We start from the raw sequence: 17,846 nt of genomic DNA, 5'->3' as shown, positions 1-17,846 counted from the left end.
AGGGCGGATTGAAGGCGGTATTGAGACTCGGGTCCCCGGCCGGATTGTCGCGCCGGATGCGCCGGATCCTGATCGCCGCGGGGGTGCTGGCGCTCTTCGCGGTGGTGCTGTTCGAGACCTATCACGTCTCGTTCCAGCGCGGAAAGGCGCGGCTGTCGGACGAGGCATCGGCGACGGCGCAGGGGCGGGCGATGACGCTGTCCTCGGAGCTCGCCAAGCAGCGGGCGGTGGCGCTGATCCTTGCCGACGACCGCGACGTAATCGAGGGGCTCAGCGCCCCCACCCCCGTGCGCACCGATCTGATGTCGCGCAAGTTCGAGGATCTGCGCGCCCAGACCGGCAGTTCGGTGATCTATGCGGTCGATACCACGGGGCTGGCGCTTGCCGCCTCGAACTGGCGCGACGAGGACAGCTTCATCGGCTCGAACTACGGCTTCCGGTTCTATTTCACCGGCGCGATGACGACGGGGGAGGCGTGGGAATATGCGCTCGGCAATGTCAGCCTGCGGCCCGGGCTGTATCTGTCGCGGCGGGTGGAGGCGAACGGCCAGCCGGTGGGCGCGATCATCGTCAAGGTCGAATTCGTCGAGATCGAGGCAAGCTGGCGCGGCGCCGGTGTGGATACGGTGGCGGTCGATCCGGGGGGGCGGGTGACGCTGACCTCGACCCCCGACTGGCGCTTTCTGCCCGAGCCGGATTTCGGGCCGGATCGGCTGGTCGTCTCGCGCCCGGTGGGGGGCAGCGACTGGCGGCTCGACATGGCGGTGCCGCTGGCGCCGGTGCGGCAGGAGGCGCTTGGCATGACGCTGATCGCGGCGCTGCTGGCGCTGCCGCTGGGGCTGATCGCGGCCTTGTGGCGGCAAAGGCTGCACCGCCAGCACCTGCGCCGCGCGGCCGAGGCGCGCTACCGCAACGATCTGGAACAGGAGGTCGCCGCGCGGACCCGCGATCTGTCGGAAGAGATCGGCGAACGCAAGGCGGCCGAACGGCGGCTGGCCGCGATGCAGGCGCGGCTGGTGCAGGCGAACAAGCTGGCGGCGCTTGGCCAGATCACCGCGGGCGTCGCGCATGAGGTGAACCAGCCGCTGGCGACGATCCGGCTGCTGGCCGAGAACGGCGAGGCGATGATGCCCGATCCGAAAGCCGCCCCGGAGGTGCGCGAGAACCTTGGCCTGATCGTGCAGATGACCGACCGGATTGCGCGGATCACCTCGGAACTGCGCGGCTTTTCCCGCAAGGCGCGGGGCGAGCGCGAACCCGTGCCGCTGATCGAGGCGTGGGAGGCGTCGCTGCTGCTCTCCGCCAGCCGCCGGGCCGAGGATCGCGTGCCGATCCGCGCGCCGCGCATCCCGCCCGGTCTGCTGGTGATCGGCGAAAAGGTGCGGCTGGAACAGGTGATGGTGAACCTGATCCAGAACGCGCATGAGGCGCTGGCCGGCACGGCGCAGCCGGAAATCCGCGTGACCCTCTCGCATGGTCGGCGCGAAACGGATGGCGCGCAGGTGGTGACGCTGACCATCGCCGACAACGGGCCGGGCCTCTCGGCCGAGGTGGCGCAGAACCTGTTCACCCCGTTCCTGACGACGAAGCGCGAGGGGACGGGGCTGGGTCTTGTGATCTCGCAGGGCATCATGCGCGACTTCGGCGGCAGGCTGTGGGCCGATCCGCCGGCACCGGGGCAGGGCGCGCGCTTTCATCTTGAACTGCTGGTGGCGGTATGACGCAGAGGCTGATTTCCACGGTTCCCGACATTTTCGAGGCGCCGGGCCTCGTGCGGCTGGTCGAGGACGACGAGGCGCTGCGCGCCGCGCAGGTGCAGGGGCTGAAGCTGCGTGGCTTCGAGGTCGAGCCCTTTGACGGGGCCGAGGCGGCGCTGGCCGGGCTGACGCGCGATTACGAAGGGGTGATCCTGTCGGATGTGCGGATGCCGGGGATGGACGGGCTGGAATATGCGCGCCGGGTGCGGGCGATCGACGCGGAACTGCCGGTGATCCTGCTGACCGGGCATGGCGATGTGGAAATGGCGGTGGGGGCGCTGAAGGAAGGCGCCTACGATTTTCTTGCGAAACCCGTCAGCGGCGATCTGCTGAACGCGACGCTGCGGCGCGCGCTCGGGGCGCGACGGCTGGTGCTGGAGAACCGCGCCTTGCGGATGATCGCGCCCACCGAGGAAGGCGACGGCCTGCCCGGTCACAGCCCGGCGATGGTGCAGTTGCGCGAATCCGCCGCACGGGTGGCCGAGGCCTGTCTGGACACACTGATCACCGGAGCCTCGGGCGTGGGCAAGGAACGTCTGGCGCGGGTGCTGCACCGGCAAAGCCCGCGCCGCGCCCGCGCCTTCGTCCATGTCAATTGCGCGGCCATCGCGCCCGAGCGCTTCGATACCGAGTTTCTGGGCACCGCCTCGGGCTGGGGCGGGGTCGGGCGCACCATCGGCCGGATCGAAAAGGCGCATCGCGGCATGCTGTTTCTGGACGAGATCGACGCCCTGCCGCTCGACCTTCAGGCGCGGTTGCTGAACGTCATCGAAACCGGCGAGATCTGGCCCGTCGGCGCCGATGCGCCGCGCCCGGTGGATCTGTGGGTCGTCGCCTCGACCCGGGCCGATCTGCCGGATCTGGTGGCGCGTGGGGCCTTCCGCGCCGATCTGCGCTACCGGCTGAGCGGGCTGGTCCTGCATGTGCCAAAGCTGCGCGACCGGCGCGAGGATGTGGCCTTGCTGTTTCGCCAGTTCGTCGCCGAAACCGCCCGCCGGCTGGATCGCCCCGTGCCGCCGCTGACCCCCGCGATGCGCGCCCATCTGGAAAGCCACGACTGGCCGGGCAACCTGCGCGAACTGGCGCAATTCGCCGAACGCCATGTGCTGAACCTCGAGGCTGAGCGGGCGGCCGCGGAAGAGGAGGCCCGCCCCCTTGCCGACATGGTGGCGGATTACGAAGCCGCGCTGATCCGCGACGCGCTGCGGCAGGCCAACGGCAATGCGACGCAGGCGATGGCGCGGCTGAAGCTGGCGCGCAAGACCTTTTACGACAAGCTCACCCGCCACGGCATCGTGCCGCGCGATTTCCGCAAGCCGGACGGGCTTGCCTGAGTGCGTGTGATAATATAACAAATCCTCGGAATCATTTCGGGGTCCGCCATGCCGTCTGCCTCCTGTCCTCCGCACCCTCGCCGGTCCGGGCTGAAACGCAATCTCGCGTCCTCCCTGCGCAAGCGCTGGCGCGGGGATCCGATGGCGGCGCATGACCGGCTGCCGGAACCGGCGCGGAACTGGTGCGCGCGGGCGGTGCTGCCGTGGTCGGCGGCCTCGGTCGGCCGGATCTGGGCGCGGGCGATGGCCGAGACGGGATCGGAGGAAGCGGCGCTTGCACGGCTCGACGCCGTGCAGGATGCCATGCTCGCCCGGGATCGGCACTCGTCAATTCCTTCCATATCGGAAATTATCATCTGACATCTGGCCGGATAATCATTCGCTCGGCAAGGGTGCATATTGTCCGCAGAGATCGCGGCCATCATGGCGCGAGGAGGATGACATGAGCCAATCGACATTCGGCATGGGCCGCGTCGCCCTGACCGTGAACGACATCGCCACCGTGGGCGATTATTACGAAAAGGCCATCGGCCTTGCCCGCCTGTCGCGGGACGGCGAAACGGCGACCTATGGCGCGGGGGACCGGGTGCTGCTGGAACTGCGCGCCGACCCCGCCGCCCGCCGCCGTTCGGCGCGCGAGGCGGGGTTGTTTCACACCGCTTTCCTGCTGCCCGCGCGGGCCGATCTGGGCCGCTATACCCGGTTTCTTGCGGAAAACCGCATTCCCGTCGTCGGCGCGTCCGACCATGCGGTCAGCGAGGCGATCTACCTGACCGATCCCGAGGGCAACGGGATCGAGGTCTACGCCGACCGTCCCGCCGCCGACTGGCAATGGAAGGACGGTTCGGTGCATATGGTGACCGAGGCGCTTGATATCGCGGGTCTGGTCACCGCGGCGGGCGACAGCCCTTGGCAGGGCGCGCCCGAGGGCTCGGTCGTCGGCCATGTGCATCTGCAGGTCGGCGCGCTGCCCCCGGCCGAGGCCTTTTATCACGGGCTCCTCGGGCTCGACATCACCACGCATTATCCGGGCGCGACCTTCTATTCGGCGGAGGGCTATCACCACCATGTGGCGACGAACCTGTGGAACAGCCGGGGCGCGGGGAAGCGCGATTTCCCCTCGACCGGGCTTGCCGAGATGGAAATCCACCTCGACCCCACCCGCGCGGCGGCGATCCGGGCGCGGCTGCCCGATGGGCAGGCAGCCGGCGTTGACGGCGCAGGCCTGACGCTCGAAGATCCCTGGGGCACGCCGATCGCCCTGAAAAGCCTTTGACGGAACAGCCGGCGGGAACGGAGAAGACCATGCTTGTGGACGGAAAATGGATCGGGGACTGGCAGCCCGTGCAGGCGACGGACGCCAAGGGCGGCTTCGTGCGGCAGATCTCGGGGTTTCGCAACTGGGTGACGCCGGACGGCGCGCCCGGCCCGACGGGCGAGGGCGGCTTCAGGGCCGAGCCGGGGCGCTATCACCTTTATGTCGCGCTGATCTGCCCCTGGGCCTCGCGCACGCTGATCGGGCGGCGGCTGAAGGGGTTGGAAGAGGTGATTTCGCTGTCCGTGGTGGAACCCGCGCTTGGCGATCAGGGCTGGCGCTTCGGCGATTTCCCGGGCGCGACCCGCGACACGGTGAACGGCGCGACATGGATGCACGAGATCTATACCAGGGCCGATCCGCATTACACCGGCCGCGCGACGGTGCCGGTGCTGTGGGACAAGGAACGCGGCACCATCGTCAACAACGAATCCGCCGACATCCTGCGAATGTTGAATTCGGGCTTCGGTCCACTCGCGCGCAACGACATCGACCTTTACCCCGAGGATCTGCGCGACCGGATCGACGCGCTGAACGACCGGATCTATCCGGCGCTGAACAACGGCGTCTACCGCACCGGCTTTGCCACCACGCAGATCGCCTATGAGGAAGCCTTCCGCGACGTTTTCGCCACGCTCGACATGCTGGAGGAGCAGCTCTCCCAAGGCGGGCCGTTCCTGTTTGGCGCGCGGCTGACGGAAACCGATGTGCGGCTGTTCGTGACGCTGGTGCGCTTCGACGCGGCCTATTACGGGCTGTTCAAATGCAACCTGCGCCGGATCGCCGATTATCCGGCCCTGCAGGCCTACATGATGCGCGTTCTGGACGTGCCGGGCGTGCGCGAGACGGTCAGCATCGACCATATCAAGCGCGGATATTACTCGATCAAGGCGCTGAACCCGCCGGGGATCGTGCCGGTGGGACCGGATCTGCCGGGGCTCGATGACGTGGCCCGGCGTCTTGCGGCGGAGGAATGACGATGGCCGATCAACTGGTGATCTTTCTGCATGGCGTCGGCGCGCGCGGGGCCGATCTGGCGGGGCTTGGCCCGCTGTGGCAGGCGCGCCTGCCGGGCACGGTCTTCGCGGCGCCGGATGCGCCGTTTCCCTTCGATCAGGGCGGGGCGGGGTATCAGTGGTTCTCGCTGCGCGGGATCACCGCGGAAAACCGGGGGAAGCGTATCGCCGTTGCCCGGCCCGAGTTCGACGCGCTGATCGCCGGGATCATCGCCGAGAACGGGTTCGAAGGGCGGCTCGACCATGTGGCCCTTGTCGGCTTTTCGCAGGGCGCGATCATGGCGCTGGATGCGCTGGCCTCGGGGCGCTGGCCCGTCGGCGCGGTGCTGGCCTATTCCGGGCGGCTGGCGACGCCCGGGCCGCTGACCCCGGCGATCGGAACGCCCGCGCTGCTGATCCACGGCGATGCCGATCAGGCCGTCCCCTGCGCGGAAAGCATTTCGGCCGAGGAACGCCTCTGCGCGGCGGGTGTGCGGGCGGAACTGGTGGTCGAGCCCGGCCATCCCCACGGCATCTCGCCGCAGGGCGCGTTGCGGGGCGTGGCCTTCCTCGCGCGGGTCTTCGGCGTTTCGGGGCTGGAACAGCCGCCGCTTCGGGTCTAGCTTCGGGCAAACGCCCCTGCCGCGAAGGACGCTATCCTGGACCGTCTCGATGCCGACCGGATGTTCGTCGCCGTGCTGGATACCGGCAGCTTCGCCGAGGCCGCGCGGCGGCTTGGCGTGTCCGGCGGGCAGGCGTCGAAGCTGATCTCGCGGCTCGAATCCGATCTGGGCGTGCAACTACTGAAACGCACGACCCGCGCCCTGTCGCCGACCGAGGTGGGGCAGGCCTATTACGCGCGGCTGAAGGGCATCCTTGAGGATTACGACGCGCTTGAGGCCTCGGTGCGCAACGCCTCGGGCGCGCCCGCCGGGCGGCTGCGGCTGAGCGCGCCGATGTCCTTCGGCACGATCCGTCTGGCGCCGCGGCTGCTGGATTTCGCGCGCGCCTTTCCGGACATCCAGCTCGATGTCAGTTTCAGCGACCGGACGGTGAACCTGATCGACGAGGGATTCGACATGGCGGTGCGGATCGGCGCGCCCGCCGACAGCAGCCTGATCGCCCGGCGGCTGTGCGCGGTGCGGGTGGTGGTGGTCGCCGCGCCCGATTATCTGGCGCGTCAGGGAGTGCCACCGGAACCCGCCGATCTGGCGACGCGCGACTGCATCATCGACACGAACTTCCGCGATCCGGAGAACTGGCGCTTTCACCTGCCGGGCGGGGGGGTGACGGTGCCCGTCTCCGGCCGGCTGCGGTTCTCGAACGGCGAGGCGACGCTGGCCGCGGCCGAGGCGGGGCTGGGCATCGCCCGCGTGCCCAGCTTCATCGCCGGCGATGCCCTGCGCGCCGGGCGGGTGCAGGCGCTGTTTCGCGGGACCGAGGATCCTTCGCACAGCCTCCATGCCGTTTACCCCGCGGCGAAACATCTGGCGGTCAAGGTGCGGGCGCTGGTGGATTTTCTGGCGACCTGCTACCGGGGCGAACCGGAATGGGATCGGGGCTGGTAGCGGAATGGCGCGGATGATGAGGGGGCTGGATCGCGTGCTCTTCGCGCTGATCGCGGCGGGTGGCGCGGTCTGGGCGGGGCTTGCGATGTTCGTGCAGCTCGCGCCGCCGCTCCGGTGGCTGGGCTGGGCGGCGCTGGCCGTGGCGCTGATTGTCGCGGCTATGCTGCGCCGCCGGTCGCGTATGGCGGGCTGGCTCGTGCTGGCGCTGGCGGCGGGCGCGGTGGGGCTGTGGTATCAGACGATCCAGCCGCGCGCCGACCGGGATTGGGCCGCCGACGTGGCCCATGGGGTCACCGCGCGGGTGCAGGGCGATACCGTCACGCTGTCCGACATCCGCGATTTCCGCTGGTCCGCGCCCGACCGGGCCGAGGAACGCTGGATCAGCCGCAGCTACGATCTGAGCCAGTTGGAAACCGTCGACATGTTCACCTCGGTCTGGTCCAATCCGGCGATCGCGCATGTGCTGGTCAGCTTCGGCTTCGCGGGCGGCGATCACGTGGTCTTCTCGGCCGAGATCCGCCGCGAACGGGGCGAGGTGTTCAACGAACTCGGCGGCTTCTTCCGCCAGTTCGAGCTGGTGCTGATCGCTGCGACGGAACAGGATATCGTGCGGCTGCGCACCAATTACCGCAAGGAGGAGGTCAGCCTTTTCCCGGTCTCCCTGACGCCCGATCAGCGGCGCGAGATGTTCATGGCCTATGTCGGCCTTGCCGGGCGGCTGGAGCAGCGCCCGGAATTCTACAATACGGTCACGGCGAACTGCACCACGGTCGTCTGGCGGATCGCGCGGATGGTCTATCCGGAGCTGCCGGTGGGCGGCGGGCTGGTGCTGTCGGGCTATCTGCCGGATTATCTGAACCGGCTCGGCCTGCTGGGCGGGCAGGGCAGTCTGGCGGAGCGCCGCGCCGCCGCCCGCATCGACGCCCGGGCGCGGGCCGCGACGGAGGAGGACTTCTCGGCCGCGATCCGGGTGCCCTGACGCCGTGCGCGTCTCGGAAACGGGCAGGGGAAGTCCTTCGGCTGGGAATGGATCGGGCGGCCTTCCAGCGGAAAGATGCTTGGCTGGACCCGGGACCTGTCAGCGAAAGAGCGTCCCGCCCGATGTTGAGGGGGCAAGGGGGCCAGCCCCCTCGCGCGTGTCCCCCATTCGGCGGGGCATCCTTCCACTGGAAGGCTGCCTGATCCGCCTCATCCCCCGGGATATTTAGGGAAAGATGAAGGGGATGAGGCGCATTCAGGTGGTTCTGGAATACGTCCGCGGGCGCCGGGGAACGGCCGGAATCCCCGTGCCGGACATGAAAATGGCGGCCGGTGGCCGCCATTCGTAGGAAGGGATGTTACTCGCCCGTCGTATAGGCGGTGGTCGAGTAGGGGTCTTCCGGCGGCGCCAGTTTCGGCGCCTGCGCGCCCTGCAGCGGATCTTCCTGACGCTGCACCGAGCCCTCGAAATGCGCGCCCGATTCGATCGCGATGGTCTTGTGGATGATGTCGCCCTCGACCCGCGCGGTCGAGGTCAGCCGGACCTTGAGCCCGCGCACGCGGCCGACGACGCGGCCATTGACGATGATGTCATCGGCGATGATCTCGCCGCGGATGGTGGCGGTTTCGCCGACGGTCAGCAGATGGGCGCGGATGTCGCCCTCGATCGTGCCTTCGACCTGGATGTCGCCGCTCGTGCTGATGTTGCCGGTGATCGTCAGATCCGAGGAAAGGACCGAAACCGCCGGTTTCGCACGGGGTGCCACGGGATAATCCGAGCCGTGACCATAGGACCCTGCATCGGTCTTGTCGGCTTCCGGGGCGGCCTTGGGGCCGGGTTCATGGATTTTGCTCTTAGAAAACATTCTGTGCAGCCTTGATGAAGGTCATCGGATTGATCGGTCGGCCGTCAACCCGGATTTCATAGTGCAGATGCGGCCCGGTGGACCGTCCCGTATTGCCACTATCACCAATCACGTCGCCGCGCGACACCTTTTGTCCGATTTTGACCTTGATGCGCGAGAGGTGGCCGTAGACCGTGCTGACGCCGAACTGATGTTGCAGCCGGATCATCTGACCATAGCCGTTTTCCCAGCCCGCGTCGATCACGGTGCCGTCGGCGGGCGCCTTGACCTTCATGCCGACCGGACCGGCGAGGTCGATACCGGCATGCAGCCGGCCCCAGCGATAGCCGAAGGGCGAGGTGAACCGGTATCCGCCGTCCAGCGGCATGCCGAAGGGCAGCCGGTCCACCGCCATCCGATACATGTTCATCTCGTCCAGCCGGTCGAGGATCGCCGAGGCACGCATGTCATCCTGCGAATATTCGGCCATGTTCTTCGAGGACAGCGCGATCGGCATCAGCGGGCCGCCGGTGCCGCTGTAGCCCTTGCGGATCTGGCCGAGGATCGATTCCGGGTTCATCCCCGCGTTGCGGAACATCTTGTCGAGCGGCTTGAGCGAGATGTTCACCGCCCCTTCGAGCGTGGTGAAGATCTGGTCGTTGCGTTCTTCCAGCAGGCGTTTCTGCAAGGCGACCTGATCGGCCTCGACGCGGGCCTGCCGCGCATCTTCGGCGGCGGCGTCGCGCTGCGCCGACGTATCGTTGAGCGCATCCGCCAGCATCTCGACCGTGCCCGCCATGTCGTCGGCCTGCGCCGAAAGCGTGCTGGCCGTGCCGTCCTCGCCGCCCTGGGCCTGCGCCAGCAGGTCGCGCGCCTCGTCGCGCTCGGTCATGGTGCGGCGCAGCGTCGACTGGATCACGTCGATGCCGGTTTCAAGCTCGCGCCGCCGCTCCTCCGACGTCAGAAGCTGCGACTGCATCTGCGACACCTGTTCCAGCGCGACCTGGAACCGCTTCTGCGCGGCCGTCGCCTCGTTCGCGCGGGCGTCGCGTTCATGCGCCAGGGTGATCAGCCGCTGTTCAAAGGCCGATCGCGCGATCGCCGCCTGTTCCCGCGTCGATCCCGACGAAATACTGTCGATGAACAGAAGCGAGGTCGCCAGCATCGCCCAGGCGAACAGCAGCCCGCCCACCGAATAGGCCGCCGCCTGCGTCAGCGGGCGCAGCCGCACGAAACGTGTCGTCGTGTCCGATTTGATGAAGAGCCGCTGTTCCGGGATCCATCGCTCGAGCAGGGCGTTGACACGGTCGATGGGGTTCACACGGTCGAGAAGTCGTCTGGGCACGCCGATAGTCCTGTGAAATGTCGGTCTGAGCGGGGCACCGGCGCCCCAGGCAGCGGATGACAGGTTGCCATCCCCGGGTGTGCATCGCCTTAACAAGCGGCCGCGGCGTCATGCAACACGTTTCGCCCGGCACCTGCCCCCATGCGCGGGAACCAGCAGGGGGTGCGCAGATTCCCGCCGATGAATATTTCGGAAAGGTGAAAGGGCGCTGCGTGGGACGCCGCGCCGCCCTGCTCCCATCATCTTTCCACAAATATCCCGGGGGTGAGCGCCAAAGGCGCGAGGGGGCTGGCCCCCTGCCGCCCTCGACGCCAGCCTCCCGATCAGTTCAGCGCATGCACCGCGGCGAGTACCTCTTCCGCATGGCCCTTGACCGAAACCGTCGGCCAGACCCACGCCACCTTGCCCGTGCCGTCGATCAGAAAGGTCGCCCGCTGGATGCCCATCGAGGTGCGGCCATACATCTTCTTTTCGACCCAGGTGCCATAGGCCGCGCAGACGGCGCCGTCTTCGTCCGACACCAGAGGTATGCGCAAGTCGTGCTTGGCGCAGAACTTTTCATGCTTCGCTACGGTATCGCGGGATATGCCGACAACCACCGCGCCCGCCGCCGCGAAATCGTCCGCAAGCCGGGTGAAGTCGATCGCTTCCAGCGTGCAGCCGGGCGTGTCGTCCTTGGGATAGAAATACAGGACCACCGGCCGTGGCCGCAGCGATGACAGGGTCAGGGTCGTGGATCCGGCCGCCCCCGCCACGGGAAGGGTGAAGTCCGGGGCCGTCTCTCCGGTGCCGATCATTTGCATCTCCTTGATTGCAGTCGCCCGGATAAGGTCTAAGACGGGGGAACGGAATTGCAAACTTCCGGTTAAGGAAATCAACACCAACGGCACGGGCAGGCCGCATGAAAGACACGGGCACCGGCGAATCCCGCCAGAATGGCGCGGCAGACCGCCGCCGCCCCCGGATGGGGGTGTGGATGCTTGTCGCGCTGCCCTTCGCGGCCCTGTTTTCCGTCTTCGCCTTTTTCGCTGTCACCCATCAGCCGATCCCCGTGCCGCAATGGGTTCTGACGCAGGTCGAGGCGCGGGCCAACACGCTCCTGTCCGGGCGGTTGCAGGTCGCGGTGCTGGGCCGGGCGGAGCTGGTGCTGGATGCCGGGCTGACGCCGCGGGTGCTGTTGCGCTCGGTCCGGCTGTCGCGCCCGGACGGGCAGCCGCTGGCGCTGCTGCCGGAACTGCGGATGGGGTTCTGGCCGGATTCGCTGCTCAAGGGGCAGGCGTCGCCACGTTCCTTCACCATCTCCAATGCGACGATCGTGCTGCGGCGGCTGGAGGACGGACGGATCGATCTCGATCTGGGGGATGAGGGGTCGTTTTCCGGGCTCGACTTCGCCAACGCCGCCGCCGTCTCCGAGGCGGTCGAGGCAGCCTTCGACACGCCGGCGCTGCGCGCGCTCGAACAGGTGACGGCCGAGGGCGTGCGGATCCGCATCGACGACCGCCGGCTCGACCGTATATGGGAGGTCAGCGACGGCCGCTTCCGCCTGACCCAGACGGCGGAGGAGATCGCGCTGTCGCTCGGCTTTTCGGTGGGCGAGGCGAACCATACCCCGGCCGAGATCTCGCTGTCCGCCACCACCTCGAAAACCGGGCCCGAGGCGGATTTCGTCGCCGCGATCAAAGGGATGCCCGCCGCCGATCTGGCGATGCAGTCGCCTTCGGTCGCGCTGCTGGGGCTGCTCGACGCGCCGATCTCGGGCGAGTTCCACACCGCGATCGACGATACCGGCGCGCTGACCCAGACTGAGGCGGTGCTGACCATCGGGCAGGGCGCGCTCCGTCCCGCCGAGGGGGCGCCGCCCGTGCCCTTCGACAGTGCGGTGATGACCCTCGACTACGATGCGGATGCGCAGAAGGTGGTGATGCGCGACGCCAGTTTCCAAAGCACGTCGCTGCGGTTCCGCGCCGAGGGGCAGACCTACCTGCGCGATTTCGCGGGCGGTCTGCCGCGCGAGGCGCTGGTGCAGCTGCGCCTGACCGGGATCGAGGCGGACCCCGAGGGCATCTTCGTCTCGCCCGCCCGGTTCGGCTTCGGCGCGGTCGAGGGGCGCGTGCGGCTCGACCCGTTCCGCGCCGAGATCGCGCAGATCCAGCTGGTCGACGAAGACAAGCGCATTTCCGCCAGAGGCACCGTTTCGGCGGCGGCGGATGGCTGGCGCGTGTCGGTCGATGCGGCGGTGGACCAGATCGACCAGCACGACCTGCTGGCGCTGTGGCCGCCGCGCCTTGTGCCGCCGACCCGCGCCTGGCTGGCCGAGAATGTGGTGACCGGGCAATTGCACAACGCCCATGCCGCGGTCCGCATCGCCCCCGACCGGGCCCCGAAATTCGAGTTGGGCTACGAATTCCGCGGCGCCGAGGTGACGGTGATCCGCACCCTGCCACCGGTGCGCGACGGGCGCGGCTTTGCCACGATCCACGACAACACCCATTCGCTGATGGTCGAGGAGGGCACGATCACCGCCCCTTCGGGCGGCGAGGTCGAGGTGGCGGATTCCGTCATGCGCGTGCCCGACATCACCGAAAAGCCGGCGCTGGCGGATATCACGCTGGTCACCCGCTCGGCGATTCCGGCGGCGCTGTCGATCCTCGACCAGCCGCCCTTTGAATTCCTGCGAAAGGCCGGCAAGGGCACCGATCTGGCCGAGGGCCGGGCCGAGGCGCATACCCGTCTGCAGTTCCGCATGGAACGGCACATCGCGCCGGAGGATGTCGATTTCGACGTGACGGCGCGGATGGAGGATGTGCGGTCCGACAAGGTGGTGCCGGGGAAGGTGCTGGCGGCGCCCGAGCTGATCCTGAAGGCCGACCGCACCGGCATGACGATTTCCGGCAAGGGCACGCTGGATGAGGTGCTGTTCGATGGGCGCTGGTCGCAGCTGTTCGGGCCGGAGCACAAGGGCCGGTCTCGCGTCGACGGTTACGTGAACGTCACGCCGGAAGCTCTTGAAAGTCTGCATGTAAACCTGCCGAATGGCATGGTCAGGGGATCCGGCTGGGGGCGGATCGGGCTCGATCTGGTCGAGGGGCAGCCCCCCACCTATGACTTCCGTTCCGACCTGCGCGGCATCGCTTTGTCGATCCCCGAAATCCACTGGTCCAAGGCCGCCGCCACGCAGGCCGATCTGCAATTGCGCGGCCATCTGGGAGAGCCGCCCACGGTCGAGGTGCTGAACCTCGACGCCCCCGGCTTGCAGGAACAGGGCAGTCTGGTCCTGTCGGCGAACGGGCTCGAACGGGCGAGCTTCGACCGGCTGGTGATCGGCAACTGGTTCAGCGGCGCGGCGGATCTGATTTCGCGGGGCAAGGGCGTCGCGCCGGATGTGCGGCTGCGCGGCGGCACGCTGGACCTGCGCCATGCGCCCTTCGGCGACGGGTCGGCCCCGGCCGGCGGCGCGGGCAGTTCGGGCAACGTATCGAACAGCCGGATCGACGTCTCGCTCGACCGTCTGGTGGTGTCGGACAGCATCGCGCTGACCACGCTGCGCGGCAATTTCACCGGGCGCGGCGGGTTCGCCGGGGATTTCGCCGCCCGGATCAACGGTTTCGCGCAGGTCGAGGGGATCATCGGCCCCGCCGCGAACGGCCGCACCGCGATCCGCATCACCAGCCCGGATGCGGGGGCCGTGCTCGCCTCGGCGAAGATCACCGACCGGACGGCGGGGGGCGATCTGGTGCTGACGCTCTCGCCCATCGGCCGGTCGAGCTACGAGGGCAACGCCACGGCGAACGGGCTGCGGGTGACGGATGCGCCGATCCTCGCCTCGATGCTGTCGGCGGTGTCGATCGTCGGGCTGGTCGAGCAACTGAACGGCGAGGGGATCGTCTTTTCCGACGTGGATGCCGCCTTCCGCTTGACCCCGGAGGGCGTCAGCATCACAAGCGCCGAGGCCACGGGCGTCTCCATGGGGGTGACGGTCAAGGGCAATTTCTACCCCGGCACGGGGCAGATCGACATGGAGGGCGTGGTGTCGCCGTTCTATCTGGTCAATGCGATCGGTCAGATATTCTCGCGCAAGGGCGAGGGACTGTTCGGCTTCACCTATTCCGTGCGCGGCCCGATCAGCGCGCCGCAGGTGTCGGTCAACCCGTTCTCGATCCTGACGCCGGGGGCGCTGCGCGACATCTTCCGCCGCGTGCCGCCGACGGTGCGGACGCAGTAGGGCCGGACGAAAACCGCGCAGGAGGCGCGCATGAAGCTTGAGGATTTCGATTTCGACCTGCCCGAAGGGCTGATCGCCACGCGCCCGGCCCGGCCGCGCACGGCGGCGCGGCTGCTGCTGGCCGAAGGCGATGCCATCCGGGATCTGCATGTCTCGGATCTGGTCGATCTGTTCCGGCCGGGCGACCGACTTATCCTGAACAATACCAAGGTGATACCGGCGCGTCTTGGGGGCGTGCGCGAACGTGACACCGGGCAGGGCCGGGTCAGCGCGAAGATCGAGGTGACGCTCCTGGAGCCCTCGGCCGACGGCTGCTGGTCGGCGCTGGCGAAGCCCCTGCGCAAGCTGAAGGAGGGCGAGACGATCCGCTTTTCCGATGCTTTGTCCGCCGAGGTGCGCGGGATTTCCGACGCGCAGATGAAGATCGCCTTCAACCTGACGGGCACGGATTTCGACGCCGCGCTGGCTGAGGCCGGGGCGATGCCGCTGCCGCCCTATATCGCCGCGCTGCGCGCCCCCGACGAGGCCGACAAGACCGATTACCAGACCGTCTTCGCCCGCCATTCCGGCGCCGTCGCCGCCCCCACGGCGAGCCTGCATTTCACCCGCGAACTGCTGGAGGCGATTCACGCCAAGGGCGTCGACTTCACCGAGGTCACGCTGCATGTCGGCGCGGGCACCTTCCTGCCGGTGAAGGTCGAGGACGTCGAAACCCACAGGATGCATTCCGAATGGGGCGAGGTGACCGAAGCCGCCGCCGCCGCGATCAATGCCACCAAGGCCGCCGGCGGGCGGGTGATTCCGGTGGGCACCACGGCGCTGCGGCTGATCGAAAGTGCGGCCGGCGCGGATGGCGTGATGCGCCCGTTCCGCGGCACCACCGACATCTTCATCTACCCCGGCTACCGCTTCCGCGTCACCGATGCGCTGATGACCAATTTCCACCTGCCGAAATCGACGCTGCTGATGCTGGTCTCCGCCCTGATGGGGCGCGAGAGGATCCGCGCGATCTATGCCCATGCGGTCGCGCAGGGATATCGTTTCTTCTCTTACGGAGACGCCTCGCTTCTGATACCGGATCGCGGCGAACCGTAGCTGTTTCGCAACGCGCATCCCTTTCGCGGAGTCTGACATGCTGACCGTTCTTCGCACCACCTGGCCCTTGCTGCTGGGGATCCTGCTGCTGCTGGTGGGCAACGGCATGCAGGGCACGCTGCTGGGGATTCGCGGCGGGATCGAGGGCTTCTCGACCTTTCAGATGTCGATCGTCATGTCGGGCTATTTCGTCGGCTTCCTGTTCGGGTCGCAGATGACGCCGATCATGATCCGCCGGGTCGGCCATGTGCGGGTGTTCGCGGCGCTTGGCAGCCTGATCTCGGCGATCCTGATCCTCTATGCGGCGATCCCCGACTGGCTGGCCTGGACGCTGATGCGGATGATCATGGGGTTCTGCTTCTCGGGTGTCTACATCACCGCCGAAAGCTGGCTGAACGCCTCGTCGACGAACGAGACGCGGGGGCAGGCGCTGTCGGCCTACATGATCGCGCAGATGGTGGGGATCATCACTGCGCAGATCCTGATCAACGTCGACGATCCGGCGGGCTACATGCTGTTCGTCATCCCCTCGGTGCTGGTGTCGCTGGCCTTCACGCCGATCCTGCTGTCGGTCGCGCCGGCGCCTGCCTTCGCCGAGGTCAAGCGGCTGAACTTCCGCAAACTCTACGAGGTCTCGCCGCTTGGCGTGGTGGGGATGTTCCTGATGGGCGGGGTGTTCTCGGCGCTGTTCGGCATGGCCTCGGTCTGGGGGACGCGGGCGGGGCTGACGGTGCCGCAGATCTCGGTCTTCGTCGGGGCGATCTATGTGGGGGGCCTCGTCGCCCAATATCCGATCGGCTGGGCCTCCGACCGGATGGACCGGCGCAAGATCATCTTCGCGGTGTCGGTGGTGGGCGCGCTGGCGATGTTCGCGGCCTTCGTCTTTTCGCCGGGGTTCTTCATGCTGTCGGTGCTGGGGGCGATCGCGGGCGGGGTGGCCAATCCGCTCTATTCGCTGCTGATCGCCTATACCAACGACTATCTGGACAAGGACGACATGGCGGCGGCCTCGGGCGGGCTGCTGTTCGTCAATGGCGTCGGCGCGATGATCAGCCCGCCGATCACCGGCTGGCTGATGGAGATGGTCGGCACAGACGGCTTTTTCCTGTTCCTTGCCCTGAACTTCGGCATGGGCGCGGCCTATGCGCTGTATCGCATGCTGCGCTATCCGAACCGGGTGGGGCAGTTCCCGGGCGCCTATGCGGTCATTTCGCCCTCGGCTTCGGCGCTGGCGGTGGACAAGGCGCTGCGCGCGGCGGATGGCGATCAGCGCGAATGACCGCCGAGGCCGCGCGCCGCCCTTGCCGCGCCCGCCGCTTGCTGCCAACCTGCGCGGTGGGAGGACGACATCATGACCGATCAAGGCGAAGAAGTCCTGCGCTACTGGACCGGGCTTGGCCCCGAGGGCTGGTATGCGGGCACCGGGGACATCGACACGGACATCCGCACCCGGTTCGAGGGGCTCTGGCGGCAGGCGCGGGAAGACGGGCTCGAGGGCTGGCTCGACACCCCGCAAAGGGCGCTGGCGGCGCTGATCGTGCTGGATCAGTTCCCGCGCAACATGTTCCGCGACCGGCCCGAAAGCTTCATGACCGATGCGCAGGCGCTGAGGCTGGCCGAACAGGCGATCGCGCGCGGGCATGACCTGACGGTGGAACCGCCGCTGCGGCAGTTCTTCTACCTGCCGCTGATGCACGCCGAGAATATCGCCGCGCAGACCCATTGCTGCGCGCTCTTCGCCGAACGCATGCCCGGCGAGAACCTGCGCCATGCCCGCGCGCACCGCGACGTCATCGCGCGGTTCGGCCGCTTTCCGTGGCGCAACGCGGCGCTCGGGCGGCAGGACACGGCCGAGGAACTCGCCTTTCTGGCCTCCGGTGGCTACGCTTCGGCATTGGCCGATTATCCCGCAGTTGCGGGGTAGAAACGAATAGTTTAACACCAAACCAGTTTTATCCGGAGGAAGAGCGATGGCCGCCAAGACTTTCGACATGATCGTGATCGGTTCTGGTCCGGGCGGCTATGTTGCCGCGATCCGGGGGGCGCAGCTTGGGCTGAACGTGGCCGTGGTCGAGCGCGAGCATCTGGGCGGCATCTGCCTGAACTGGGGCTGCATCCCGACCAAGGCGCTGCTGCGCTCGGCCGAGGTGTTCCACCTGATGCACCGGGCGAAGGATTTCGGGCTGAAGGCGGGGGATATCGGCTTTGACCTCGACGCGGTCATCGCGCGCTCGCGCGGGGTGGCGAAGCAGCTTTCGGGCGGCATCGGGCATCTGTTCAAGAAGAACAAGATCACCGTCATCATGGGCGAGGCGAGCCTGCCGAAAAAGGGCGTGGTCGCGGTGAAAACCGACAAGGGCAGCGAGGAGCTGACGGCGAAATCCATCGTCCT

General features: G+C 67.9%; 16 protein-coding genes. 13 read left to right on the top strand and 3 right to left on the bottom strand.

What is annotated here, in order from left to right:
- Positions 1-20: 20 nt before the first annotated feature.
- The 8 genes from D2T30_RS19565 (at position 21) to D2T30_RS19530 (ending at position 7,948) form a co-directional block, all read left to right on the top strand.
- Positions 21-1,721, top strand: a complete 1,701-nt coding sequence (locus D2T30_RS19565; protein WP_241651347.1) for a sensor histidine kinase — start codon at positions 21-23, stop codon at positions 1,719-1,721.
- Positions 1,718-3,091 (top strand): sigma-54-dependent transcriptional regulator, encoded by a 1,374-nt coding sequence (locus tag D2T30_RS19560; protein WP_128210226.1) that lies wholly within the window; start codon positions 1,718-1,720, stop codon positions 3,089-3,091. Before D2T30_RS19565 ends, D2T30_RS19560 begins: the two co-directional genes overlap by 4 nt.
- Before the next feature lie 48 nt (positions 3,092-3,139).
- On the top strand, positions 3,140-3,451 hold the full coding sequence (locus D2T30_RS19555; protein ID WP_164884370.1) for a DUF6525 family protein: 312 nt from the start codon (positions 3,140-3,142) through the stop codon (positions 3,449-3,451).
- 82 nt (positions 3,452-3,533) lie between these two features.
- Entirely contained in the window at positions 3,534-4,367 is an 834-nt protein-coding gene (locus D2T30_RS19550; protein ID WP_128210225.1) for a VOC family protein, read from the top strand.
- Positions 4,368-4,396: 29 nt separating this feature from the next.
- A complete protein-coding gene (locus D2T30_RS19545; protein ID WP_128210224.1) occupies positions 4,397-5,383 on the top strand; it encodes a glutathione S-transferase family protein in 987 nt (328 codons plus the stop codon).
- A 2-nt stretch (positions 5,384-5,385) separates the two neighbouring features.
- Complete coding sequence (locus D2T30_RS19540) at positions 5,386-6,024, top strand: alpha/beta hydrolase (RefSeq protein ID WP_128210223.1); 639 nt, start codon at positions 5,386-5,388, stop codon at positions 6,022-6,024.
- 60 nt (positions 6,025-6,084) lie between these two features.
- Entirely contained in the window at positions 6,085-6,969 is an 885-nt protein-coding gene (locus D2T30_RS19535) for a LysR family transcriptional regulator (protein ID WP_241651345.1), read from the top strand.
- A gap of 13 nt (positions 6,970-6,982) precedes the next feature.
- The gene (locus tag D2T30_RS19530) at positions 6,983-7,948 is read left to right on the top strand and encodes an Lnb N-terminal periplasmic domain-containing protein (RefSeq protein WP_241651344.1); all 966 of its coding nucleotides are present in this window, start codon (positions 6,983-6,985) and stop codon (positions 7,946-7,948) included.
- A gap of 358 nt (positions 7,949-8,306) precedes the next feature.
- Here the strand turns inward: D2T30_RS19530 and D2T30_RS19525 are convergent, their stop codons facing one another.
- The 3 genes from D2T30_RS19525 to D2T30_RS19515 all read right to left on the bottom strand — a co-directional run bounded on the left by D2T30_RS19525 (position 8,307) and on the right by D2T30_RS19515 (position 10,934).
- On the bottom strand, positions 8,307-8,813 hold the full coding sequence (locus tag D2T30_RS19525) for a bactofilin family protein (RefSeq protein ID WP_128182554.1): 507 nt from the start codon (positions 8,811-8,813) through the stop codon (positions 8,307-8,309).
- Positions 8,803-10,137 carry a M23 family metallopeptidase gene (locus D2T30_RS19520; RefSeq protein ID WP_241651343.1) on the bottom strand — a complete coding sequence of 445 codons (1,335 nt, stop codon included), beginning with the start codon at positions 10,135-10,137 and terminating at the stop codon, positions 8,803-8,805. Before D2T30_RS19520 ends, D2T30_RS19525 begins: the two co-directional genes overlap by 11 nt.
- 323 nt (positions 10,138-10,460) lie before the next feature.
- Positions 10,461-10,934, bottom strand: a complete 474-nt coding sequence (locus tag D2T30_RS19515; RefSeq protein ID WP_128210220.1) for a peroxiredoxin — start codon at positions 10,932-10,934, stop codon at positions 10,461-10,463.
- 104 nt (positions 10,935-11,038) lie between these two features.
- On the opposite strand from D2T30_RS19515, the gene D2T30_RS19510 reads away from it, so the two are divergent.
- From D2T30_RS19510 to D2T30_RS19490, 5 genes are all read left to right on the top strand, one after another.
- On the top strand, positions 11,039-14,359 hold the full coding sequence (locus D2T30_RS19510; RefSeq protein ID WP_128210219.1) for an AsmA-like C-terminal region-containing protein: 3,321 nt from the start codon (positions 11,039-11,041) through the stop codon (positions 14,357-14,359).
- 30 nt (positions 14,360-14,389) lie between these two features.
- A complete protein-coding gene (queA, locus tag D2T30_RS19505; protein WP_128210218.1) occupies positions 14,390-15,454 on the top strand; it encodes a tRNA preQ1(34) S-adenosylmethionine ribosyltransferase-isomerase QueA in 1,065 nt (354 codons plus the stop codon).
- Positions 15,455-15,491: 37 nt separating this feature from the next.
- Positions 15,492-16,733: an MFS transporter gene (locus tag D2T30_RS19500; protein ID WP_128182546.1), complete on the top strand. Its 1,242-nt coding sequence runs from the start codon at positions 15,492-15,494 to the stop codon at positions 16,731-16,733.
- A 72-nt stretch (positions 16,734-16,805) separates the two neighbouring features.
- Entirely contained in the window at positions 16,806-17,378 is a 573-nt protein-coding gene (locus D2T30_RS19495) for a DUF924 family protein (protein ID WP_128210217.1), read from the top strand.
- Positions 17,379-17,424: 46 nt separating this feature from the next.
- A partial coding sequence (locus D2T30_RS19490; RefSeq protein ID WP_128210216.1) for an FAD-dependent oxidoreductase occupies positions 17,425-17,846 on the top strand: 422 nt, incomplete at its 3' end.

This window comes from Paenirhodobacter populi (assembly GCF_004022215.1).
GTDB lineage: Bacteria > Pseudomonadota > Alphaproteobacteria > Rhodobacterales > Rhodobacteraceae > Rhodobacter > Rhodobacter populi.
The sequence above is the reverse complement of the archived record's forward strand: the minus strand, read 5'-3'. Positions and strand labels throughout refer to the sequence as shown.

Coding starts and splice junctions, on each gene's coding strand:
- D2T30_RS19560 (WP_128210226.1), top strand. CDS start 1,718: ATGACGCAGAGGCTGATTTCCACGGTTCCCGACATTTTCGAGGCGCCG.
- D2T30_RS19555 (WP_164884370.1), top strand. CDS start 3,140: ATGCCGTCTGCCTCCTGTCCTCCGCACCCTCGCCGGTCCGGGCTGAAA.
- D2T30_RS19550 (WP_128210225.1), top strand. CDS start 3,534: ATGAGCCAATCGACATTCGGCATGGGCCGCGTCGCCCTGACCGTGAAC.
- D2T30_RS19545 (WP_128210224.1), top strand. CDS start 4,397: ATGCTTGTGGACGGAAAATGGATCGGGGACTGGCAGCCCGTGCAGGCG.
- D2T30_RS19540 (WP_128210223.1), top strand. CDS start 5,386: ATGGCCGATCAACTGGTGATCTTTCTGCATGGCGTCGGCGCGCGCGGG.
- D2T30_RS19535 (WP_241651345.1), top strand. CDS start 6,085: ATGTTCGTCGCCGTGCTGGATACCGGCAGCTTCGCCGAGGCCGCGCGG.
- D2T30_RS19530 (WP_241651344.1), top strand. CDS start 6,983: ATGATGAGGGGGCTGGATCGCGTGCTCTTCGCGCTGATCGCGGCGGGT.
- D2T30_RS19525 (WP_128182554.1), bottom strand. CDS start 8,813: ATGTTTTCTAAGAGCAAAATCCATGAACCCGGCCCCAAGGCCGCCCCG.
- D2T30_RS19515 (WP_128210220.1), bottom strand. CDS start 10,934: ATGATCGGCACCGGAGAGACGGCCCCGGACTTCACCCTTCCCGTGGCG.
- D2T30_RS19510 (WP_128210219.1), top strand. CDS start 11,039: ATGAAAGACACGGGCACCGGCGAATCCCGCCAGAATGGCGCGGCAGAC.
- queA (WP_128210218.1), top strand. CDS start 14,390: ATGAAGCTTGAGGATTTCGATTTCGACCTGCCCGAAGGGCTGATCGCC.
- D2T30_RS19500 (WP_128182546.1), top strand. CDS start 15,492: ATGCTGACCGTTCTTCGCACCACCTGGCCCTTGCTGCTGGGGATCCTG.
- D2T30_RS19495 (WP_128210217.1), top strand. CDS start 16,806: ATGACCGATCAAGGCGAAGAAGTCCTGCGCTACTGGACCGGGCTTGGC.